This window comes from Streptomyces sp. NPDC007983 (assembly GCF_042958345.1).
Lineage (GTDB): Bacteria > Actinomycetota > Actinomycetes > Streptomycetales > Streptomycetaceae > Streptomyces.
This window is the reverse complement of record NZ_JBIBJI010000003.1, coordinates 797346-820356: the sequence shown is the minus strand read 5'-3', so window position 1 is coordinate 820356 and position 23011 is coordinate 797346. Positions and strand designations below refer to the sequence as shown.

General features: G+C 68.6%; 18 protein-coding genes. 14 read left to right on the top strand and 4 right to left on the bottom strand.

Annotation, left to right across the window (positions count from 1 at the left end; translation table 11 throughout):
- The first annotated feature begins 20 nt into the window (after window positions 1-20).
- From rplL to ACFZCY_RS12925, 9 genes are all read left to right on the top strand, one after another.
- Entirely contained in the window at window positions 21-410 is a 390-nt protein-coding gene (gene rplL / locus ACFZCY_RS12965) for a 50S ribosomal protein L7/L12 (protein ID WP_179935980.1), read from the top strand.
- Between the two features lie 562 nt (window positions 411-972).
- Window positions 973-4455: a DNA-directed RNA polymerase subunit beta gene (gene rpoB, locus ACFZCY_RS12960; protein ID WP_361483048.1), complete on the top strand. Its 3483-nt coding sequence runs from the start codon at window positions 973-975 to the stop codon at window positions 4453-4455.
- Between the two features lie 98 nt (window positions 4456-4553).
- Window positions 4554-8453 carry a DNA-directed RNA polymerase subunit beta' gene (locus tag ACFZCY_RS12955; protein WP_391171849.1) on the top strand — a complete coding sequence of 1300 codons (3900 nt, stop codon included), beginning with the start codon at window positions 4554-4556 and terminating at the stop codon, window positions 8451-8453.
- A 332-nt stretch (window positions 8454-8785) separates the two neighbouring features.
- The gene (rpsL, locus tag ACFZCY_RS12950; protein WP_014054153.1) at window positions 8786-9157 is read left to right on the top strand and encodes a 30S ribosomal protein S12; all 372 of its coding nucleotides are present in this window, start codon (window positions 8786-8788) and stop codon (window positions 9155-9157) included.
- 2 nt (window positions 9158-9159) lie between these two features.
- Window positions 9160-9630 (top strand): 30S ribosomal protein S7, encoded by a 471-nt coding sequence (gene rpsG, locus ACFZCY_RS12945; protein WP_014178748.1) that lies wholly within the window; start codon window positions 9160-9162, stop codon window positions 9628-9630.
- Window positions 9631-9669: 39 nt separating this feature from the next.
- Window positions 9670-11790: an elongation factor G gene (gene fusA, locus ACFZCY_RS12940; RefSeq protein ID WP_391171846.1), complete on the top strand. Its 2121-nt coding sequence runs from the start codon at window positions 9670-9672 to the stop codon at window positions 11788-11790.
- A 224-nt stretch (window positions 11791-12014) separates the two neighbouring features.
- Window positions 12015-13208, top strand: a complete 1194-nt coding sequence (gene tuf / locus ACFZCY_RS12935; protein WP_009715889.1) for an elongation factor Tu — start codon at window positions 12015-12017, stop codon at window positions 13206-13208.
- A gap of 132 nt (window positions 13209-13340) precedes the next feature.
- Window positions 13341-13877 (top strand): hypothetical protein, encoded by a 537-nt coding sequence (locus tag ACFZCY_RS12930; RefSeq protein WP_391171843.1) that lies wholly within the window; start codon window positions 13341-13343, stop codon window positions 13875-13877.
- Window positions 13870-14937, top strand: coding sequence for an SRPBCC family protein (locus ACFZCY_RS12925; RefSeq protein WP_391171841.1), 1068 nt, complete (start codon window positions 13870-13872; stop codon window positions 14935-14937). The genes ACFZCY_RS12930 and ACFZCY_RS12925 overlap by 8 nt, the downstream gene beginning before the upstream one ends.
- Window positions 14938-15002: 65 nt before the next feature.
- Here the strand turns inward: ACFZCY_RS12925 and ACFZCY_RS12920 are convergent, their stop codons facing one another.
- The 4 genes from ACFZCY_RS12920 to ACFZCY_RS12905 all read right to left on the bottom strand — a co-directional run bounded on the left by ACFZCY_RS12920 (window position 15003) and on the right by ACFZCY_RS12905 (window position 19658).
- Window positions 15003-17141 carry a PIG-L family deacetylase gene (locus ACFZCY_RS12920; RefSeq protein WP_391171839.1) on the bottom strand — a complete coding sequence of 713 codons (2139 nt, stop codon included), beginning with the start codon at window positions 17139-17141 and terminating at the stop codon, window positions 15003-15005.
- Between the two features lie 138 nt (window positions 17142-17279).
- A complete protein-coding gene (locus ACFZCY_RS12915; protein ID WP_391171837.1) occupies window positions 17280-18173 on the bottom strand; it encodes a DUF3152 domain-containing protein in 894 nt (297 codons plus the stop codon).
- A gap of 44 nt (window positions 18174-18217) precedes the next feature.
- Window positions 18218-19087: a hypothetical protein gene (locus tag ACFZCY_RS12910; RefSeq protein WP_391171835.1), complete on the bottom strand. Its 870-nt coding sequence runs from the start codon at window positions 19085-19087 to the stop codon at window positions 18218-18220.
- Between the two features lie 10 nt (window positions 19088-19097).
- Window positions 19098-19658 carry a SigE family RNA polymerase sigma factor gene (locus ACFZCY_RS12905; protein ID WP_391171833.1) on the bottom strand — a complete coding sequence of 187 codons (561 nt, stop codon included), beginning with the start codon at window positions 19656-19658 and terminating at the stop codon, window positions 19098-19100.
- Between the two features lie 501 nt (window positions 19659-20159).
- Here ACFZCY_RS12905 and rpsJ point away from each other — a divergent pair.
- The 5 genes from rpsJ to rplB are packed head-to-tail and all read left to right on the top strand — an operon-like array spanning window position 20160 to window position 22999.
- The gene (rpsJ, locus tag ACFZCY_RS12900) at window positions 20160-20468 is read left to right on the top strand and encodes a 30S ribosomal protein S10 (RefSeq protein ID WP_003948644.1); all 309 of its coding nucleotides are present in this window, start codon (window positions 20160-20162) and stop codon (window positions 20466-20468) included.
- 13 nt (window positions 20469-20481) lie between these two features.
- A complete protein-coding gene (rplC, locus tag ACFZCY_RS12895; RefSeq protein ID WP_046086844.1) occupies window positions 20482-21126 on the top strand; it encodes a 50S ribosomal protein L3 in 645 nt (214 codons plus the stop codon).
- Between the two features lie 8 nt (window positions 21127-21134).
- The gene (gene rplD, locus ACFZCY_RS12890; RefSeq protein WP_361483018.1) at window positions 21135-21788 is read left to right on the top strand and encodes a 50S ribosomal protein L4; all 654 of its coding nucleotides are present in this window, start codon (window positions 21135-21137) and stop codon (window positions 21786-21788) included.
- Window positions 21788-22114, top strand: coding sequence for a 50S ribosomal protein L23 (gene rplW / locus ACFZCY_RS12885; protein WP_009715880.1), 327 nt, complete (start codon window positions 21788-21790; stop codon window positions 22112-22114). The genes rplD and rplW overlap by 1 nt, the downstream gene beginning before the upstream one ends.
- A gap of 48 nt (window positions 22115-22162) precedes the next feature.
- Window positions 22163-22999: a 50S ribosomal protein L2 gene (rplB, locus tag ACFZCY_RS12880; protein ID WP_391171829.1), complete on the top strand. Its 837-nt coding sequence runs from the start codon at window positions 22163-22165 to the stop codon at window positions 22997-22999.
- Window positions 23000-23011: the final 12 nt, after the last annotated feature.

Here is a 23011-nt window from a genome sequence, read left to right as displayed (position 1 = left end):
CTAGTGGAAGGACCGCCATCATGGCGAAGCTCAGCCAGGACGACCTGCTCGCGCAGTTCGAGGAGATGACCCTCATCGAGCTCTCCGAGTTCGTGAAGGCCTTCGAGGAGAAGTTCGACGTCACCGCCGCCGCCCCGGCCGCCGTCGTCGCCGCCGGTGCCCCGGGTGCCCCGGCCGCCGCCGAGGCCGAGGAGGAGAAGGACGAGTTCGACGTCATCCTCACCGGCGCCGGCGACAAGAAGATCCAGGTCATTAAGGTCGTGCGTGAGCTGACCTCCCTGGGTCTGAAGGAGGCCAAGGACCTCGTCGACGGCACCCCGAAGCCGGTCCTGGAGAAGGTCAACAAGGAGGCCGCGGACAAGGCCGCCGAGTCCCTCAAGGGCGCCGGCGCCTCGGTCGAGGTCAAGTGATCTCACGGGTCGGATGACCCGCTGTGCCGTGAGGGCGATCACCCGTTGGGGTGGTCGCCCTTCGGTGTTCTTGTGACGGCTACGCTGACTTTCCGGTTCCGGCAGGTATGGTGATCTTCGTTGCTCGTCGCCACGCCCTGTGACGATCTCGCCGGAGTGGGGGGCCTTGACGAACGGCACGCAGCGCGCAATTCTCGGGACGCGACGTCACACCGATCCGTAAGTCCGAGGCATGGATCGTCGGCGAAGCGGGCAGTATCGAAATGCGCTGGCGAAGCGCGATGACTGCCGGACAGGCGTGTGAAGGACAACGAGGGGCGCGCCCCTCACCGGAGGGAGAGATTGGCACTGCCGGTCTCAGAAACTCGGCGCTGGACATCAGTGTGCCAAGTGGCTACACTGACCCTTTGCGCTGCCTGTTAGCTGCTCCCTGCCCGTCACCAGGGGCATGCCCACCTTTGAGCACTGCCGATGAAAACGCCCTGACCAGGGATTTCGTCCATGGGTTCGCGGTGGGACCGGTACGCGCGTAGTGAGTCCGAGCCCTCGGAAGGACCCCCTCTTGGCCGCCTCGCGCAACGCCTCGACTGCCAATACGAACAACGGCGCCAGCACCGCCCCGCTGCGCATCTCCTTTGCGAAGATCAAGGAACCGCTCGAGGTTCCGAACCTCCTTGCACTGCAGACCGAGAGCTTCGATTGGCTGCTCGGCAATGCCGCCTGGAAGGCTCGCGTCGAGGCTGCGCTGGACAGCGGTCAGGACGTCCCCACCAAGTCCGGTCTGGAAGAGATCTTCGAGGAGATCTCCCCGATCGAGGATTTCTCCGGGTCGATGTCCCTGACCTTCCGTGATCACCGCTTCGAGCCGCCGAAGAACTCGATCGACGAGTGCAAGGAGCGCGACTTCACGTACGCCGCGCCGCTCTTCGTCACCGCCGAGTTCACCAACAACGAGACCGGTGAGATCAAGTCCCAGACGGTCTTCATGGGCGACTTCCCGCTCATGACCCCGAAGGGCACCTTCTGCATCAACGGCACCGAGCGTGTCGTCGTCTCGCAGCTGGTCCGCTCGCCGGGTGTGTACTTCGACTCCTCCATCGACAAGACGTCCGACAAGGACATCTTCTCGGCCAAGATCATCCCGTCCCGGGGTGCCTGGCTGGAGATGGAGATCGACAAGCGCGACATGGTCGGTGTCCGTATCGACCGCAAGCGCAAGCAGTCCGTCACCGTCCTGCTCAAGGCGCTCGGCTGGACCACCGAGCAGATCCTCGAGGAGTTCGGCGAGTACGAGTCCATGCGCGCCACCCTGGAGAAGGACCACACCCAGGGCCAGGACGACGCGCTGCTCGACATCTACCGCAAGCTGCGCCCGGGCGAGCCGCCGACGCGTGAGGCCGCCCAGACGCTGCTGGAGAACCTGTACTTCAACCCCAAGCGCTACGACCTCGCCAAGGTCGGCCGGTACAAGGTCAACAAGAAGCTCGGCGCGGACGCCCCCCTCGACGCCGGCGTGCTGACCACCGACGATGTCATCGCGACCATCAAGTACCTGGTCAAGCTGCACGCCGGGGAGACCGAGACGGTCGGCGAGGCCGGCGACATGATCGTCGTCGAGACCGACGACATCGACCACTTCGGCAACCGCCGCCTGCGGAACGTCGGCGAGCTGATCCAGAACCAGGTCCGCACCGGTCTGGCCCGTATGGAGCGCGTCGTCCGCGAGCGGATGACCACCCAGGACGTCGAGGCGATCACGCCGCAGACCCTGATCAACATCCGGCCGGTCGTCGCCTCCATCAAGGAGTTCTTCGGCACCAGCCAGCTGTCGCAGTTCATGGACCAGACCAACCCGCTGTCGGGTCTGACCCACAAGCGCCGCCTGTCGGCGCTGGGCCCGGGTGGTCTGAGCCGTGAGCGGGCCGGCTTCGAGGTCCGTGACGTGCACCCCTCGCACTACGGCCGCATGTGCCCGATCGAGACGCCGGAAGGCCCGAACATCGGTCTGATCGGCTCGCTCGCCTCCTACGGCCGGGTCAACGCGTTCGGCTTCGTCGAGACCCCGTACCGCAAGGTCCACGAGGGTGTCGTCACCGACAAGGTGGACTTCCTCACCGCCGATGAGGAAGACCGCTTCGTCATCGCCCAGGCGAACGCGCCGCTGGCCGACGACAACACTTACGTCGAGAACCGGGTCCTGGTCCGCCGCCGTGGCGGCGAGGTCGACTACGTGCCGGGCTCCGAGGTCGACTACATGGACGTCTCGCCGCGCCAGATGGTGTCGGTCGCGACCGCCATGATCCCCTTCCTCGAGCACGACGACGCCAACCGCGCGCTCATGGGCTCGAACATGATGCGTCAGGCCGTGCCGCTGATCAAGGCGGAGTCCCCGCTGGTCGGCACCGGTATGGAGTACCGCTGCGCGGTCGACGCCGGCGACGTCATCAAGGCCGAGAAGGACGGTGTCGTCCAGGAGGTCTCCGCCGACTACGTGACGGTGGCCAACGACGACGGCACCTACACCACCTACCGGGTGGCCAAGTTCTCCCGCTCCAACCAGGGCACCTCCTTCAACCAGAAGGTCGTCGTGGATGAGGGCGCCCGCGTCATCACCGGCCAGGTGCTGGCCGACGGCCCGTCCACCGAGGACGGCGAGATGGCGCTCGGCAAGAACCTGCTCGTCGCGTTCATGCCGTGGGAGGGCCACAACTACGAGGACGCGATCATCCTCAGCCAGCGGCTGGTGCAGGACGACGTCCTCTCCTCGATCCACATCGAGGAGCACGAGGTCGACGCCCGGGACACCAAGCTCGGCCCCGAGGAGATCACCCGGGACATCCCGAACGTCTCCGAGGAGGTCCTGGCCGACCTCGACGAGCGCGGCATCATCCGCATCGGTGCCGAGGTCGTCGCCGGCGACATCCTGGTCGGCAAGGTCACCCCGAAGGGTGAGACCGAGCTGACCCCGGAGGAGCGCCTGCTGCGCGCGATCTTCGGTGAGAAGGCCCGTGAGGTCCGTGACACCTCGCTGAAGGTGCCGCACGGCGAGATCGGCAAGGTCATCGGCGTCCGCGTCTTCGACCGCGAGGAGGGCGACGAGCTGCCGCCCGGCGTGAACCAGTTGGTCCGCGTCTACGTCGCGCAGAAGCGCAAGATCACCGATGGTGACAAGCTCGCCGGCCGCCACGGCAACAAGGGCGTCATCTCGAAGATCCTGCCGGTCGAGGACATGCCGTTCCTGGAGGACGGCACCCCGGTCGACATCATCCTCAACCCCCTGGGTGTGCCGTCCCGAATGAACCCGGGACAGGTGCTGGAGATCCACCTCGGCTGGCTGGCCTCCCGCGGCTGGAAGGTCGAGGGCTCCGAGGAGTGGATGCAGCGGCTGCAGGCGATCGGCGCCGACGAGGTCCAGCCCGGCACCAACGTCGCGACCCCGGTCTTCGACGGTGCCCGTGAGGACGAGATCGCCGGTCTCTTCGAGGCGACGATCCCGAACCGCGACGGGGACCGCCTGGTCCAGCCCTCCGGCAAGGCCCGGCTCTTCGACGGCCGCTCCGGCGAGCCGTTCCCGGACCCGATCTCGGTCGGCTTCATGTACATCCTCAAGCTGCACCACCTGGTGGACGACAAGCTGCACGCCCGCTCCACCGGCCCGTACTCGATGATCACCCAGCAGCCGCTGGGCGGTAAGGCTCAGTTCGGTGGCCAGCGCTTCGGAGAGATGGAGGTGTGGGCGCTGGAGGCTTACGGCGCCGCGTACGCCCTCCAGGAGCTGCTGACCATCAAGTCCGACGACGTCACCGGCCGCGTGAAGGTCTACGAGGCCATCGTCAAGGGCGAGAACATCCCCGAGCCCGGCATCCCCGAGTCCTTCAAGGTGCTCATCAAGGAGATGCAGTCCCTGTGCCTCAACGTGGAGGTGCTGTCCAGCGACGGCATGTCCATCGAGATGCGCGACACCGACGAGGACGTCTTCCGCGCTGCGGAGGAGCTCGGCATCGACCTGTCGCGGCGCGAGCCGAGCAGCGTCGAAGAGGTCTGACGGGTCTGGCCGGGGCGGCTCGTACGCACCGCCCCGGCCTCTCCCCGGACCCCCAGTCAGACCCGAAGACACGACCCTGAAAGAGGGATTGACGACAAGTGCTCGACGTCAACTTCTTCGACGAGCTGCGGATCGGCCTCGCCACTGCTGACGACATCCGTCAGTGGTCCCACGGCGAGGTCAAGAAGCCGGAGACCATCAACTACCGCACCCTGAAGCCCGAAAAGGACGGACTCTTCTGCGAGAAGATCTTCGGTCCGACCCGGGACTGGGAGTGCTACTGCGGCAAGTACAAGCGCGTCCGCTTCAAGGGCATCATCTGTGAGCGCTGTGGCGTCGAGGTCACCCGCGCCAAGGTGCGCCGTGAGCGGATGGGCCACATCGAGCTGGCCGCTCCCGTCACCCACATCTGGTACTTCAAGGGCGTGCCCAGCCGTCTGGGCTACCTGCTCGACCTCGCCCCGAAGGACCTCGAAAAGGTCATCTACTTCGCCGCCTACATGATCACGTGGGTGGACGAGGAGCGCCGCACGCGCGACCTGCCCTCGCTGGAGGCCCACGTCTCCGTCGAGCGCCAGCAGATCGAGCAGCGCCGCGACGCCGACCTGGAGGCCCGCGCCAAGAAGCTCGAGGCCGACCTCGCCGACCTGGAGTCCGAGGGTGCCAAGGCCGATGTGCGCCGCAAGGTGCGCGAGGGCGCCGAGCGTGAGATGAAGCAGCTGCGCGACCGCGCCCAGCGCGAGATCGACCGTCTCGACGAGGTGTGGAACCGCTTCAAGAGCCTCAAGGTCCAGGACCTGGAGGGCGACGAGCTGCTCTACCGCGAGCTGCGCGACCGCTTCGGCACGTACTTCATGGGCGGCATGGGCGCCGCTGCCCTGCAGAAGCGCCTGGAGTCCTTCGACCTCGACGAGGAGGCCGAGAAGCTCCGCGAGATCATCCGGACCGGCAAGGGCCAGAAGAAGACCCGTGCGCTCAAGCGCCTCAAGGTCGTCTCCGCCTTCCTGCAGACCCGCAACAGCCCCAACGGCATGGTGCTGGACTGCATCCCGGTGATCCCGCCGGACCTGCGTCCGATGGTGCAGCTGGACGGTGGCCGCTTCGCGACCTCCGACCTGAACGACCTGTACCGCCGTGTGATCAACCGGAACAACCGCCTCAAGCGTCTTCTCGACCTCGGTGCCCCCGAGATCATCGTGAACAACGAGAAGCGGATGCTGCAGGAGGCCGTCGACGCGCTGTTCGACAACGGCCGCCGCGGCCGCCCGGTGACCGGTCCCGGTAACCGTCCGCTGAAGTCCCTCAGCGACATGCTGAAGGGTAAGCAGGGCCGGTTCCGTCAGAACCTGCTCGGTAAGCGCGTCGACTACTCGGCCCGTTCCGTCATCGTCGTCGGCCCGCAGCTCAAGCTGCACCAGTGCGGTCTGCCCAAGGCCATGGCGCTGGAGCTCTTCAAGCCGTTCGTGATGAAGCGTCTGGTGGACCTCAACCACGCGCAGAACATCAAGTCGGCCAAGCGCATGGTCGAGCGCGGCCGCACGGTCGTGTACGACGTGCTCGAAGAGGTCATCGCCGAGCACCCGGTGCTGCTGAACCGTGCGCCGACCCTGCACCGTCTGGGCATCCAGGCCTTCGAGCCGCAGCTGGTCGAGGGCAAGGCCATTCAGATTCACCCGCTCGTCTGCACCGCGTTCAACGCGGACTTCGACGGTGACCAGATGGCCGTGCACCTGCCGCTGTCCGCGGAGGCCCAGGCCGAGGCCCGCATCCTGATGCTGTCCTCGAACAACATCCTCAAGCCGGCCGACGGCCGGCCGGTGACCATGCCGACCCAGGACATGGTGCTGGGTCTGTTCTTCCTCACCACCGACGAGGAGGAGCGCAAGGTCATCGGCGAGGGCCGGTCCTTCGGCTCCAGCGCCGAGGCGATCATGGCGTTCGACGCCCGGGAGCTGTCGCTCCAGGCGAAGATCGACATCCGCTTCCCGATCGGCACCGTCCCGCCCCGCGGCTGGACCCCGCCGGCTCCGGAAGAGGGCGAGCCCGCCTGGCAGCAGGGCGACAGCTTCCGGCTGCGCACCACGCTGGGCCGCGCGCTCTTCAACGAGCTGCTGCCCGAGGACTACCCGTTCGTCGACTACTCGGTGGGCAAGAAGCAGCTCTCCGAGATCGTCAACGACCTCGCCGAGCGCTACCCCAAGGTGATCGTCGCGGCGACCCTGGACAACCTGAAGGCGGCCGGTTTCCACTGGGCCACCCGCTCCGGTGTCACCGTCGCCATCTCCGACATCGTCGTGCCCGAGGCCAAGAAGGCCATCATCACGGGCTACGAGGCGCAGGACGAGAAGGTCCAGAAGCAGTACGAGCGCGGTCTGATCACCAAGGACGAGCGCACCCAGGAACTGATCGCGATCTGGACCAAGGCGACCAACGAGGTCGCCGAGGCGATGAACGCGAACTTCCCGAAGACCAACCCGATCTTCATGATGGTCGACTCGGGCGCGCGCGGAAACATGATGCAGATGCGTCAGATCGCCGGTATGCGTGGTCTGGTGTCCAATGCGAAGAACGAGACCATCCCGCGGCCCATTAAGGCGTCGTTCCGTGAGGGTCTCTCCGTGCTGGAGTACTTCATCTCCACCCACGGTGCCCGTAAGGGTCTCGCGGACACCGCCCTGCGTACCGCCGACTCGGGTTACCTGACCCGTCGTCTGGTGGACGTCTCGCAGGACGTGATCATTCGCGAGGAGGACTGCGGCACCGAGCGCGGCCTCAAGCTGGCGATCGCGACCAAGGGCGCGGACGGCGTGCTGCGCAAGACCGAGGACGTCGAGACCAGCGTGTACGCGCGCTGCCTCGCCGAGGACATCGTCGTGGACGGGAAGGTCCTGGCCCCGGCCGGCACCGACCTGGGCGACGTGCTCATCGACGAGCTGGTCCGGCACGGCGTGGAGACGGTCAAGACCCGCTCGGTGCTCACCTGCGAGTCCGCCGTCGGCACCTGCGCCATGTGCTACGGCCGCTCGCTGGCGACCGGCAAGCTGGTGGACATCGGCGAGGCCGTCGGCATCATCGCCGCCCAGTCCATCGGTGAGCCCGGCACCCAGCTGACGATGCGTACCTTCCACACCGGTGGTGTGGCCGGTGACGACATCACCCAGGGTCTGCCGCGTGTCGTCGAGCTCTTCGAGGCCCGTACGCCCAAGGGCGTCGCGCCGATCTCGGAGGCGGCCGGCCGCGTCCGGATCGAGGAGACCGAGAAGACCAAGAAGCTCGTCGTCACCCCGGACGACGGTTCCGACGAGACCGCCTACGGCGTCTCCAAGCGGGCCCGTCTGCTGGTGGGCGAGGGCGACCACGTCGAGGTCGGCCAGGCGCTGACCGTGGGTGCCACCAACCCGCACGACGTGCTGCGCATCCTCGGCCAGCGCGCCGTTCAGGTGCACCTGGTCGGCGAGGTCCAGAAGGTCTACAACTCGCAGGGTGTGTCGATCCACGACAAGCACATCGAGATCATCATCCGGCAGATGCTGCGCCGGGTCACGATCATCGAGTCCGGCGACGCGGAGCTGCTGCCGGGCGAGCTGGTGGAGCGTACGCGCTTCGAGGGTGAGAACCGTCGTGTGGTCCAGGAAGGCGGCCACCCGGCCTCCGGCCGTCCGCAGCTGATGGGTATCACCAAGGCCTCGCTGGCGACCGAGTCCTGGCTGTCGGCGGCGTCCTTCCAGGAGACGACCCGGGTGCTCACCGACGCGGCGATCAACGCCAAGTCGGACTCCCTGATCGGCCTCAAGGAGAACGTCATCATCGGTAAGCTCATCCCGGCCGGTACGGGCCTGTCCCGCTACCGCAACATCCGGGTCGAGCCGACCGAGGAGGCGAAGGCCGCGATGTACTCGGCCGTCGGCTACGACGACATCGACTACTCGCCCTTCGGCACCGGCTCCGGCCAGGCGGTCCCGCTGGAAGACTACGACTACGGTCCGTACAACCAGTAGACACCGGCCGGCAGGCGCGAATCTGTTCGCAGGGCGGTCACCCCATGGCGGGGTGGCCGCCCTGCGGCTATGCTCCGGGTTGGTGTGTCCAGCGCGTGTGCATTTGTTTTGACCGGAGCCGATGCGGTAGGTACGCTCTGACCTTGTGCCTGGGGTGTCCCTGGGCTCCCGTGTGTGCTTGAGACCGCGCGGGGGACCGAGGTGTCGACACCAACAATTCGCACTCTCCTGACATTCGCAGGGGGCTGCGGTGCGCGACACACCCGACCGCGTGGGTCGGAGAAACCCCAGGTTAGCTTTATCGAGACTGGCACACAGAAACCGGAGAAACGGTGCCTACGATCCAGCAGCTGGTCCGCAAGGGCCGCCAGGACAAGGTCGAGAAGAACAAGACTCCCGCACTGGCGGGGTCGCCGCAGCGCCGTGGCACGTGCACCCGCGTGTTCACCACGACGCCGAAGAAGCCGAACTCGGCGCTCCGCAAGGTCGCGCGTGTCCGGCTGAGCAGTGGGATCGAGGTCACCGCCTACGTCCCGGGTGAGGGTCACAACCTGCAGGAGCACTCCATCGTGCTCGTGCGTGGCGGTCGAGTGAAGGACCTGCCGGGTGTTCGGTACAAGATCATCCGCGGCTCCCTCGACACGCAGGGCGTCAAGAACCGCAAGCAGGCTCGCAGCCGCTACGGCGCCAAGAAGGAGAAGTAAGAATGCCTCGTAAGGGTCCCGCCCCGAAGCGCCCGGTCATCATCGACCCGGTTTACAACTCTCCTCTGGTGACGTCCCTCATCAACAAGGTGCTGCTGAACGGCAAGCGCTCCACCGCCGAGCGCATCGTGTACGGCGCCATGGAGGGCCTGCGCGAGAAGTCCGGCAACGACCCGGTCATCACGCTCAAGCGCGCGCTGGAGAACGTGAAGCCGACCCTCGAGGTCCGCTCCCGCCGTGTCGGTGGCGCCACCTACCAGGTGCCGGTCGAGGTCCGTCCCGGCCGCTCCTCCACCCTCGCGCTGCGCTGGCTCGTGGGCTACTCCCGCGCCCGCCGCGAGAAGACCATGACCGAGCGCCTGATGAACGAGCTGCTGGACGCCAGCAACGGTCTCGGCGCCTCCGTCAAGCGTCGCGAGGACACCCACAAGATGGCCGAGTCCAACAAGGCCTTCGCGCACTACCGCTGGTAGTCGCTACCCCCATCGAGACCGAGAGAAGACTGAAGCCTTATGGCTACCACTTCACTTGACCTGGCCAAGGTCCGCAATATTGGGATCATGGCCCACATCGACGCGGGCAAGACGACGACCACCGAGCGGATCCTGTTCTACACCGGTGTGAGCTACAAGATCGGTGAGGTCCACGATGGCGCTGCCACCATGGACTGGATGGAGCAGGAGCAGGAGCGCGGCATCACGATCACGTCGGCCGCGACGACCTGTCACTGGCCGCTTGAGAACACCGATCACACGATCAACATCATCGACACCCCGGGTCACGTCGACTTCACGGTCGAGGTGGAGCGCTCGCTGCGCGTCCTCGACGGTGCCGTGACGGTGTTCGACGGCGTGGCCGGCGTGGAGCCGCAGTCCGAGACCGTGTGGCGTCAGGCGGACCGCTACGGCGTTCCGCGGATCTGCTTCGTCAACAAGCTCGACCGCACCGGTGCGGAGTTCCACCGCTGTGTCGACATGATCACGGACCGCCTGGGCGCGGTGCCGCTGGTCATGCAGCTGCCGATCGGCACCGAGGCCGACTTCAAGGGTGTCATCGACCTCGTCACCATGAAGGCGCTGGTCTGGAACATCGAGGCGTCCAAGGGCGAGATGTACGACACCGTCGACATCCCGGACACCCACGCCGAGGCCGCCGACGAGTGGCGCGGCAAGCTGCTGGAGACCGTCGCCGAGAACGACGAAGAGATGATGGAGCTGTACCTGGAGGGCGAGGAGCCCTCCGTGGAGCAGCTGTACGCGGCGATCCGCCGCATCACCATCGCCTCCGGCGTGGGCGGCGGCACGACCGTCACCCCCGTGTTCTGCGGCACCGCGTTCAAGAACAAGGGCGTGCAGCCCCTGCTCGACGCGGTCGTCCGGTACCTGCCGTCGCCGATCGACGTCGAGGCGGTCGAGGGCCACTCGGTCAAGGACCCCGACGAGGTCATCAAGCGGCGTCCGTCCGAGGAAGAGCCGCTGTCGGCGCTGGCGTTCAAGATCGCGAGCGACCCGCACCTCGGCAAGCTCACCTTCATCCGGGTCTACTCGGGCCGTATGACGGCCGGCACCCAGGTGCTGAACTCGGTGAAGGGCAAGAAGGAGCGCATCGGCAAGATCTACCGGATGCACGCGAACAAGCGTGAGGAGATCGAGTCGGTGGGTGCCGGTGACATCGTCGCCGTCATGGGTCTGAAGCAGACCACCACCGGTGAGACCCTCTGCGACTCGTCGAACCCGGTGATCCTCGAGTCCATGGACTTCCCGGCCCCGGTCATCGAGGTGGCCATCGAGCCGAAGTCCAAGGGCGACCAGGAGAAGCTCGCCGTCGCGATCCAGCGGCTTGCCGAGGAGGACCCGTCCTTCCGCGTCAAGACCGACGAGGAGACCGGCCAGACCATCATCGCCGGTATGGGTGAGCTCCACCTCGACGTGCTGGTCGACCGCATGAAGCGCGAGTTCAAGGTCGAGGCCAACGTCGGCAAGCCGCAGGTGGCCTACCGCGAGACGCTGCGCAAGGCGGTCGAGCGGTACGACTACACGCACAAGAAGCAGACTGGTGGTTCCGGCCAGTTCGCCAAGGTGCAGATCGCGCTGGAGCCGCTCGAGGGCGACGGCTACGAGTTCGAGAACAAGGTCACCGGTGGCCGCATCCCGCGGGAGTACATCCCGTCCGTGGACGCGGGCTGCCAGGAGGCCATGGAGTTCGGCGTGCTCGCCGGATACCCGCTGACCGGCGTCAAGGTCGTGCTTCTCGACGGTGGCTACCACGAGGTCGACTCCTCCGAGATGGCCTTCAAGATCGCCGGTTCGATGGCCTTCAAGGAGGCCGCCCGCAAGGCCAGCCCGGCCCTGCTCGAGCCGATGATGAAGGTCGAGGTCACGACGCCCGAGGACTACATGGGCGACGTGATCGGCGACATCAACTCCCGCCGTGGTCAGATCCAGTCCATGGAGGACCGTAGCGGCGCCAAGCTGGTGATCGGTCTGGTCCCGCTGTCGGAGATGTTCGGCTACGTGGGCGACCTGCGCAGCAAGACCTCTGGCCGCGCCAGCTACTCCATGCAGTTCGACTCCTACGCCGAGGTTCCCCGGAACGTCGCCGAGGAGATCATCGCGAAGGCCAAGGGCGAGTAAGGCGGGTTCATCCGCATTCCTCACCGTTTAGGCTGGAGCAAAAGGCAACGGGTGTTCCGTCGGAGATCGTCCACCGTGGCGATCGATGACGGCCCCGGCCGCCGGCCCCCATACGAATACGGCGAAGGGCATCCCCCTCGGGGTCCTGGCCGGTTCGGTAAGACCAACTGAACCCATTCGCAAAGCGCGGATGCGTTACAGAACCACTCCACAGGAGGACCCCAGTGGCGAAGGCGAAGTTCGAGCGGACTAAGCCGCACGTCAACATCGGCACCATCGGTCACATCGACCACGGTAAGACGACCCTTACCGCGGCGATCACCAAGGTGCTGCACGACGCGTTCCCGGACCTGAACGAGGCCTCGGCCTTCGACATGATCGACAAGGCGCCGGAAGAGCGCCAGCGCGGTATTACGATCTCCATCGCGCACGTCGAGTACCAGACCGACTCGCGTCACTACGCGCACGTTGACTGCCCCGGTCACGCGGACTACATCAAGAACATGATCACCGGTGCCGCGCAGATGGACGGCGCCATCCTCGTGGTCGCCGCCACCGACGGCCCGATGCCGCAGACCAAGGAGCACGTGCTCCTGGCCCGCCAGGTCGGCGTTCCGTACATCGTCGTCGCCCTGAACAAGGCCGACATGGTGGACGACGAGGAGATCCTGGAGCTCGTCGAGCTCGAGGTCCGCGAGCTGCTCTCCGAGTACGAGTTCCCGGGCGACGACGTCCCGGTCGTCAAGGTCTCGGCGCTCAAGGCGCTCGAGGGCGACGCCGAGTGGGGCAAGTCCGTCCTCGACCTGATGAAGGCCGTCGACGACGCCATCCCGCAGCCGGAGCGCGACGTCGACAAGCCGTTCCTCATGCCGATCGAGGACGTCTTCACCATCACCGGTCGCGGTACGGTCGTCACCGGCCGTATCGAGCGCGGTGTGCTGAAGGTCAACGAGAACGTCGACATCATCGGCATCAAGAACGAGAAGACCTCGACCACCGTCACCGGTATCGAGATGTTCCGCAAGCTGCTCGACGAGGGCCAGGCCGGTGAGAACGTCGGTCTGCTGCTCCGCGGCATCAAGCGCGAGGACGTCGAGCGCGGCCAGGTCATCATCAAGCCGGGTTCGGTCACCCCGCACACCGAGTTCGAGGCCCAGGCGTACATCCTGTCCAAGGACGAGGGTGGCCGCCACACGCCGTTCTTCAACAACTACCGTCCGCAGTTCTACTTCCGTACCACGGACGTGACGGGCGTTGTGACCCTCCCCGAGGGCACCGAGATGGTCATGCCGGGCGACAACACCGAGATGTCCGTCCAGCTGATCCAGCCGGTCGCCATGGAGGAGGGCCTGAAGTTCGCCATCCGTGAGGGTGGCCGGACCGTCGGCGCCGGTCAGGTCACCAAGATCACCAAGTGACCTGACGCTCTTCGGAGCACGCTCCCCGGAGCACGAAGCCCCACTCGCCTTCATACGGCGGGTGGGGCTTTTCCGTATGTGGGTACCCGGCCTCCCGTATCGAAGCTGAGTTCGACTTCGGGAGAACGGATGATGACCAACGGCAAGATCGCGGTGGCGGTCGCGGGAGGCTACCTCCTGGGGCGTACCAAGAAGGCGAAACTCGCCTTCGGGCTGGGCATGTTGCTCGCCGGTAAGAAGATCAGCCTGGATCCGCAGCAGCTGGCCCGGGCGGTCGCCGACTCCCCGCTGCTGAGCGGCCTGAACGCGCAGGCGCGCAAGGAGCTCGCGGGTGCCGCCAGGACGGCCGCGACCTCGGCCCTGTCCACTCGCATGAACGGCCTCGCCGATTCGCTGCACGACCGCACGCTGAGCCTGCGGGGCGGGGCGGACGACGAGCGCGACGCGCGCGACGCGGACGAGGAGCCGGAGGACGACGAACCGGCCGACGAGGAGAGTGAGCGGAAACCGCCGGCACCACGCCGCAAGGCGCCGCAGGCCACGTCGGCCAAGGCCCCGGCCGGCCGGGCGCGCAAGACCGCCGCATCGTCGTCCGGCGCGGCGAAGAAGACCGCGAAGAAGGCCACGAAGAAGACGGCCAGGAAGACCGCCGGGGGCCGCAATGGCTGACACGTTGGGCAAGCTGAAGGACGACATCGTCCGCAGCCCGGCCGCGGACCGCCTCAAGGACGAGCTGCAGAGCTACGTACAGGCCCGGGCGAGCCACGCGCTCTCCGGACTCGGCAGCGGTCTGGCCAAGGGCACCAAGGCGCTCGCCGAGGGCAAGCCGCCGGGCCAGGCCGTGCTGAAGGCCGGGGCCTCCCAGCTGAAGGACTCGTTGAAGGACTCGCTGAAGGACAAGGTCAAGGGCATGTTCGGCAAGGGACGTGGCAAGAGTGGCGGCGGCAAGTCCAAGAGCGTCACGGTGGTCGAGGACATCGACGTCGGGGTGCCGGTCCGCGAGGCGTACGACCAGTGGACCCAGTTCCAGGAGTTCAGCACCTTCGCCAAGGGCGTCGTCAGCGTCGAGAAGGCCGACGACACCAGCAGCAACTGGAAGGTGAAGGTCGCCAAGTCCACGCGCAGCTGGAAGGCCAATGTCACCGAGCAGGTGCCCGACGAGCGGATCAGCTGGACGACCGAGGGCGCCAAGGGCACCGTCAAGGGCGTCGTCACCTTCCACCCGCTCGGCGACAGCCTCACCCGCGTGCTGCTGGTGCTGGAGTACTTCCCCAAGGGGCTGTTCGAGAAGACCGGCAACATCTGGCGCGCCCAGGGCCGCCGGGCGCGGCTCGACCTCAAGCTCTACCGCAAGTTCATCATGATGCGCGGCGAGGCCACGGACGGCTGGCGCGGCGAGATCCGGGACGGCGAGGTCGTGGTCGACCACGAGACGGCCGTGGCGGAGGAAGAGGACGAGCACGGCGAGGAGGCCGGGGGAGAGGCCGATGAGCCGCGGGCCGAGCAGGACGACGAGGAAGTGGAGTACGAGGAGGAGCCCGAGGAGGAGTACGAGGAGCCCGACGAGCCTGAGGACGCCGACGCCGACGCCGAGGGCGAGGAGGAGACGGAGCAGGAGCAGGAGCCCGAGGAGGAGTACGAGGAGCCCGAAGAGCCCGCCGAGGCCGAGGACGACGCCGAGGCCGAGGACGAGCGCCCGCGGCGGCGTACGGCGGCGGCTCGCCGCTGACACTCCCTACGCGGCCACCGCTGGGGCGCCCCGGTGAACGGCCCGGGGGCGCCCCAGCGGTTGTGTCACGCCGTGGACGTCGGGCGCGGGCGCCAGATCCACGGGGTGGCGTCCGGCGCGATGCCCACCACGCAGGCTCCCTGGCCGGGGTCGGTCAGCAGGGCGGGGGTGCCCACCGGGGTGAGGTGGCCGGGGGAGCGCAGCGGGCGGTCGCCGGGGCCGGTGCCCCACTGGACCTGGACGTCGCCGTCGAGGCCGCGGCCGAGCAGGAGCAGGGTGGCGGCCTTGTGGTCGTCGCCGTCCTTGCCGGGCTCGGGCACGGTGTGCGCGGCGATGGCCCCGTACCCCTCGAAGTGCCGCAGCGTGCGGTTCTCCGTGCCGTGGACGGCGGGCACGGTGGCCGCGGGGGTGCGGTAGATCAGCGAGAGCGAGCCGTCGGGGGCGATCGCGGCGCCGATCTGGTTGCCGCCGGGGCGGGGCAGTCCGGCGGAGGGCCGCAGGGTCACGGGGCCTCCGGGCTGTTCCTGCGACCAGTGGTGCACGGTGTCGCGGCCCGGGGCGACGACATGGGCGCGGCCCTCGCGGTCGACCAGGGCGGTCAGCCCGTCCTGGATCTCCGCGCCGCCGAGCCGTTCCCAGGGGCCCCAGCGGCCGTCCGCGTCCCGAACCCGGGTGGCGAGGCCCTTCTCGGCGGTCCGTACGAAGAGGTGGATCTTTCCGTCCGGGGTGGCGACCGCGGCGGGGCAGCCGACGCGGCGGCCGTGCTGCGGGTTGGCCTCCGGGGTGCCGAGCCCGGTCCAGGCGCGGAACGGCCCGTCGGGGCGGCTCTGTTCCAGCGCCACGATCTCGCGCAGGTTGGCCCCGCCCTGGCCGTCCAGCGCCGCGAACCGCAGCGCGAGCAGCACCTGGCGTCCCGCGCTGTCCGTCACGGCGGTCAGCGCGGGGGCCAGCGGCCCGCCGCCGAGCCCGAGCGGCGCCCCGAACCGCCCGCTGCCGCGGGCGGTTTCGCGCCACCGGACGGCCTGGGTGCCGAGGACCCCGTACGCGACGAGGCGGCCCTCGCGGTCGGTGGTGGGGGTGGGCAGGGCGCTGGGGTAGCGGTAGTGGGTGGAGCGGATCCAGCCCTTGCGGTTCAGCAGCGGCCGCGCGCCGCCCTGGCCGTAGTCGCCGCAGCCCGCGGCGTCACCGCACTTCCACTCGGGGGAGCCGCCGTACGCCTTGATGACGCGCGCCTTCTGGGCCAGCACGGCGGGCGGCAGATTGTGCGGCCAGCGCTGGTTGTAGTAGCCGCGGAAGGACGTGGTGGTGAAGCGCGGCGCCTGCTTGTCCCGGCGGGTGGACTCGGCTGCCCACTGTGCGATCGCCTTCCAGGTGAACAGCGCGACCGGGGTGTGGTCCCGGTGGTCCGAACAGCCGGGCTGGTCGTTGTCCTTGGGGTGCAGCGCGTCGTGGATCTGGAAGTCGGGGTCGGGGTCGAGGGTGTGGATCAGCGTGGGCCGGTAGCGGTCCATGATCTCGGCGAGCACGTCGACGAGGGTCTGGTGGACGTACGAACTGGGGTGCGCCACCGGGGAGCCCTCGGCCAGCAGCGTCCGCATGACGGTGCCCGGGGTGTCCCACAGGTCGGGCATGCGCTGGTGGCCCTCGGACAGCATGGCGATGTTGAGGAAGATCAGCCGCACCCGGCGGGCGCCGTTGGCGAGCACGTTCGTCTCCGCCTTGACGCCCCCGGGCAGGTTGAGCACCGACCGCTGCCACGGCGTGAACTGGTGCAGCCCCAGCATCTGCGCGTACGCCTGGCGCAGCCCCTGGTGGCGGGCGGCGGAGTACGCGGCCTTGTCCGGCGGCGGCAGCGGCCGCCCGGCCACCCGGTTGAGGCCTAACGCCTCGCCCGCCGTGACGTACACGCTCACCACGGGGACCCCGGAGCGCAGGACGTGCTCGTTGTCGGGGTTCATGAAGTACAGGTCGTCATCGGGGTGGGCCATGACCTGGAGCAGGGTGGCCCGCTTGTCCCCGGCCGCCGAGGTGAACGGCTCGGCGGCCCCCGGGCTGCTGGTCGTCCGGGCCGGTGTGGCGGGGGCGGCGGAAGCCCCGGGACGGCCGCTGCACCCGGCGGCGGCAGCGGCGGCGCCGAGGGCCGCCACCGCGGCCAGTGCCTGCCTGCGTGTCGTGCGCGCGGGCAGAGTCCATCGACTGTTCAATTTGGTGACCCTGTCACTTGTGCAGCGCGTAATCTCCGGCTGCTTCCACGTGATAGGGGACGGTCGATGATCTTCAAAGGTTGTCCGATAGCCGGGAGGCGTCGGTCACAACTCGAACGCGCCACCCCGGCGTTCGACTCAGGCGACCGAGGGGCCGCCGAGGTACCTTCCGGCCCTGGTGTAGGGCCAGGCGTTGGCGACGCAGCCCTTCAGCCCGTCTATCTGCTGCATCATCGCCGGGGCGGGCTTTCCGGGGCCGGGGCAGGTCTCATGGCCGTGGCCGATGCGGTGGCCCACCTCGTGATTGATGATCAGCGCCCGGTACTCGCCGATGGGTCCGTCGAACTCGGGCGAACCGGTGTTCCAGCGCTTGAGGTTCACCATGACCTGCGTTCCGTTGGCACAGTTGACCTCGCCGTGGGTCTTGAGGCCGGCCTGCCCGCAGATGTAGTCGACCGTGTCCGGGGTGGCGATCTTCACCTCGAAGTCGTAGCTGCCGCCGGACACCAGCTGGAAGGAGTGCTTCCGGTCCCTGGTCCAGCCGCGTTCGTCCGCGAGGACCGCGGATATCTCGTCCGCGGCCTTCTTCGCGTCGACGCCCGTGCCCTCCTCGACCTGCACCTTGAACCGCCGCACCGCGCCGCCGTCACCGACCACCTTGCCGGACGCCTTCGCGGTGATGAACGTGCCGGTCCCGGTGGGGGAGGTGGGCGCGGCGGGGCGCGTGGGCGCGGCGGGGCGCGTGGGTCCGGCGTCTCGGGAGGACCGGGAGGGCGGAGCCGACGGCGCGGCGGTGGGGGAGTGGTCGGCGGCCGGGGACCGGCTCGCCGCCGGGGAGTTCGCGGGGGCCGCCCGTACGCCGCCCCCGTCGCCCGGTAACACCACGTAGGCGGCCAGCAGGGCCGCGGACGCCACCGCCGCGCCGATCAGCAGCGGCACCACCGGCGTCCGCCGCCGCCGGCGGCGCCGGGACGAACGGCGGTGCGAGGGCCGGGCGGACTGCTCGGCGGACTGGTGTTCGGTGACGGTCATGGCGGGGGTGCTCCAGGGGAAGGGGGTCGGAAGCGTGGACCGGCTCAGGAGAAGCGGGCCGAGGAGAGCGCGTCCTTGACGTGCTCGACGAGGGCGGGGTCCGCGGAGGCGAGGCAGGCGTACGCGGCGACCGTGCTGTCGGGGTGCTCGGGCAGCGGCTGCCGCAGGCTCAGGAAGGCCGTACCGCCCAGGTCCTGGCAGACCGGGGTGGGGTCCGACCGCCGTACGGGCAGCCTCTTCTCCGGCCGGTCGTAGGACTCCCGGCGCCACAGCACCAGCGCGCTGTTCTCCGGGAGCCGGGTCACCGGCAGGCACAGCTCGGGACCGTAGAGGGCTGCCTTGAGCGGGGCGCCGCACCCGGTGCCGCCGGGGCTCGGTGAGACGGTCGGCGCCGTGCTCTCCGGTGTGCTCGGTGTGCTCGGTGTGCTGGGGGTTTTCGCCGCCGTGCTCGCCGCCGTGCTCGACGTCTCGTTCGCCGCCGGGCCCGCCAGGACGTACGTCTCGCTCGCCGGTGCGCTCGTGCCGTCCACGCGGCGCGGCTGTGGCACCCGCCAGTCGCCGGGCACGGACACCCGCAGGTCCATGCCGCCCGCGATGTCCGGCAGCTCCAGCACCTTCCGCGGCGTCGCCGTCCGGTCCGGGGTGGGCGCCGTGGCCGGGGTGGTGCCGCCGGGCCCGGCGGTCCGGCCGTCGCGCAGCCCGGTGGCGAGCGACACCGCCCCCGCGATCAGCGCGACCACCATCGGGGCGGCCACGACCGCGGTGCGCCGCCTGCGGGCCCGCACCACCCGGTGCCGTACCCGCTCCATCCGGTCCTCCGGCGCGGTCAGCGGCGGGGTGTCGGCGTCCGCGAGCCGCCGCAGCCCGGCCGCGGCGCGGGCCAGCTCCTGGGCGCCGTCGTCGTTCATCGCCACGGTCCTCACCTCACTTCGGCGCGGCACGGCCGCGGACCGGCTCCGGGGCGGGCCCGAGCCCGGGATCGAGCCCGGGTAATCGGGTGCGCAGCGTGCTCAGGGCCTTCGACGCCTGGCTCTTGACCGTGCCGGTGGAGCAGCCCAGCACCGCGGCGGTCTGCTCCACGCTGAGGTCCTCCAGATAGCGCAGCACGACGACCTCGCGCTGCCGCCGGGGCAGCAGCCGCAGCAGCCCGATGATCGTCCGCCCCTGGTCCACCTCCCCGACCTGGGGATACGGCCCGGCCGGGCCGCCCCGGGGGGACGGTTCGGGCAGCTCCGAGTGGGGCACCTCGCGCCGCCAGTGCCGCCGCCACCAGGACGCGTGCAGATGGACCAGGGTGCGGCGGACGTACGCCTCGGGGTTCTCCTCGGCGATCCGTCCCCACTTCGGCCAGACCCGGGCCAGGGCGCTCTGCAGCAGGTCCTCGGCCAGATGCCGGTCGCCGGTCAGGAACCAGGCGGACCGCAGCAGCCGTGGCCCGCAGGCGGCGACGAACTCCTCGAACTCGGTCCAGTCGCCGCCCGCCATGCCGCCCTCGCGTGATTCGAAGCCGATCCTTCGTGTGATCCACGCACGCCGAACGCGTTGGGGGCGAGGCCGGGTTGCCCACTGTGGGTCACATCACAGAGAGCCGGTCGCCGAAGGGTTCAAGATCGGGGGCGTGGGGTACGCTCCAGGGCCGATTCGCGGAGGCTGGGCCTCGTATGGCAGACTGTCCGGGTTGCTCGGTTGAGTGCCGATGCTGCGCGCCTCCCGCCGGGAGGACTGGAAGCGAGTCCCGCAGTACTCGTCGCCTCTGATCAGGGGCGGAAGTACGGGAATCTTCCGGGAAGTGTCAGCGGGGCCCCAGCCAGGCGCCCGGTGGGTGACTCTCTCCCCCGACCAACCCCCTTCACCAGGGATCTCTTCTGTGGAGATTTACGGGAAGGGGCGCGACACGCCCGACCGCGTGGGTCGGGAGTGGGGTGGGAGGGCCGCGAACGCCGCCGGGTCCCAGAGCGTTACGAGAGACAGGACTACGAAGTAGCCATGGCGGGACAGAAGATCCGCATCCGGCTCAAGGCCTACGACCACGAGGTCATCGACTCCTCGGCGAAGAAGATCGTCGAGACGGTGACCCGCACTGGTGCGTCGGTCGCGGGCCCGGTGCCGCTGCCCACAGAGAAGAACGTGTACTGCGTCATCAAGTCGCCGCACAAGTACAAGGACTCGCGCGAGCACTTCGAGATGCGTACGCACAAGCGCCTCATCGACATCCTCGACCCCACGCCGAAGACCGTCGACTCGCTCATGCGTCTCGACCTGCCGGCGGGCGTCGACATCGAGATCAAGCTCTGAGGTGACGCGCGAGATGGCTAAGCAGATCAAGGGCGTCCTGGGCGAGAAGCTCGGCATGACGCAGGTCTGGGACGAGAACAACCGTGTCGTCCCGGTCACCGTCGTCAAGGCCGGTCCCTGCGTCGTGACCCAGGTCCGTACCGATGACGCCGACGGCTACGACGCCGTCCAGATCGCCTTCGGCGAGATCGACCCCCGCAAGGTGAACAAGCCCCTCAAGGGCCACTTCGCCAAGGCGGACGTCACCCCGCGCCGCCACCTGGTGGAGCTGCGTACCGCCGACGCCGGTGAGTACACGCTCGGCCAGGAGGTCACCGCCGAGGTGTTCGAGTCCGGTGTGAAGGTCGACGTGACCGGCACCAGCAAGGGCAAGGGCACCGCCGGTGTCATGAAGCGCCACGGCTTCGGCGGCCTCGGCGCCGGCCACGGCACCCAGCGCAAGCACCGCTCGCCGGGCTCGATCGGTGGCTGCGCCACCCCGGGCCGCGTGTTCAAGGGCCTGCGCATGGCGGGCCGCATGGGCAACGAGCGGGTCACCACCCAGAACCTGACCGTCCATGCCGTTGACGCGGAGAAGGGTCTGCTCCTGATCAAGGGAGCGGTTCCTGGTCCGAACGGCGGCCTCGTCCTGGTCCGTACCGCGGCCAAGGGGGCCTGAGGTAACCGATGAGCACCATTGACATCCTTTCGCCGGCGGGCGACAAGGCCGGGACCGTCGAACTCCCCACGGAGATCTTCGACGCGCAGGTCAGCATTCCGCTGATCCACCAGGTCGTCGTCGCACAGCTGGCCGCTGCCCGTCAGGGCACGCACAAGACCAAGACCCGCGGTGAAGTCCGCGGCGGTGGCAAGAAGCCGTACCGCCAGAAGGGCACCGGCCGGGCCCGTCAGGGCTCGACCCGCGCGCCGCAGTTCGCCGGCGGTGGCGTCGTGCACGGCCCCGTGCCGCGCGACTACAGCCAGCGCACCCCGAAGAAGATGAAGGCCGCCGCGCTGCGCGGAGCCCTCTCGGACCGGGCGCGCCACAGCCGCGTTCACGTCGTGACCGGCGTGGTCGAGGGCGACATCTCCACCAAGGCCGCGAAGGCCCTGCTGGGCAAGATCAGCGAGCGCAAGCACGTGCTGCTGGTCGCCGAGCGGAGCGACGAGGCCGCGTGGCTGTCCGCCCGCAACCTGCCCCAGGTGCACATCCTGGAGCCGGGCCAGCTGAACACGTACGACGTGCTCGTCTCCGATGACGTGGTCTTCACCAAGGCCGCCTTCGAGTCCTTCGTGGCTGGTCCCAAGGCCGCTGAGAAGACCGAAGGGAGCGCCGCCTGATGAGTGAGGCGACCGCTGTCACCAGCAAGACCTTCACCGACCCCCGCGACGTTCTCGTCAAGCCGGTGGTCTCGGAGAAGAGCTACGCGCTGCTGGACGAGAACAAGTACACGTTCATCGTCGACCCGCGCGCGAACAAGACCCAGATCAAGCAGGCCGTCGAGGCGGTCTTCTCGGTCAAGGTCACCGGGGTCAACACGATCAACCGGCAGGGCAAGCGCAAGCGCACCCGCACCGGTTACGGCAAGCGCAAGGACACCAAGCGCGCCATCGTGACCCTTGCCGAGGGCGACCGTATCGACATCTTCGGCGGCCCGACCTCCTGACGGAGGCCGGAATCGTCCAGAAGTCCGGAATATTCCGAGGACTGAGAAATGGGTATCCGCAAGTACAAGCCGACGACCCCGGGCCGTCGTGGCTCCAGCGTCGCCGACTTCGTCGAGATCACGCGGTCCACGCCGGAGAAGTCGCTGGTCCGCCCGCTGCACAGCAAGGGCGGTCGTAACAACGCCGGTCGCATCACGGTCCGCCACCAGGGTGGCGGTCACAAGCGTGCGTACCGCGTCATCGACTTCCGCCGTCACGACAAGGACGGCATCCCGGCGAAGGTCGCGCACATCGAGTACGACCCCAACCGCACCGCGCGCATCGCGCTGCTGCACTACGTGGACGGCGAGAAGCGCTACATCCTCGCCCCGCGTGGCCTGAAGCAGGGCGACCGGATCGAGAACGGCCCCGGGGCCGACATCAAGCCGGGCAACAACCTGTCGCTGCGCAACATCCCGGTTGGTACCACGCTGCACGCGATCGAGCTCCGGCCCGGTGGCGGCGCGAAGTTCGCCCGCTCCGCGGGTGCCTCCGTGCAGCTGCTGGCGAAGGAGGGCTCCATGGCCCACCTTCGTATGCCGTCCGGTGAGATCCGCCTGGTCGACGTCCGCTGCCGCGCCACCGTCGGCGAGGTCGGCAACGCCGAGCAGTCGAACATCAACTGGGGCAAGGCCGGCCGCATGCGCTGGAAGGGCGTCCGCCCGACCGTTCGTGGTGTGGTCATGAACCCCGTCGACCACCCGCACGGTGGTGGTGAGGGCAAGACCTCCGGTGGTCGCCACCCGGTCTCGCCGTGGGGTCAGAAGGAGGGCCGTACGCGCTCGCCGAAGAAGGCCAGCAACAAGTACATCGTCCGCCGCCGCAAGACGAACAAGAAGCGCTAGGAGCGGGTTTAG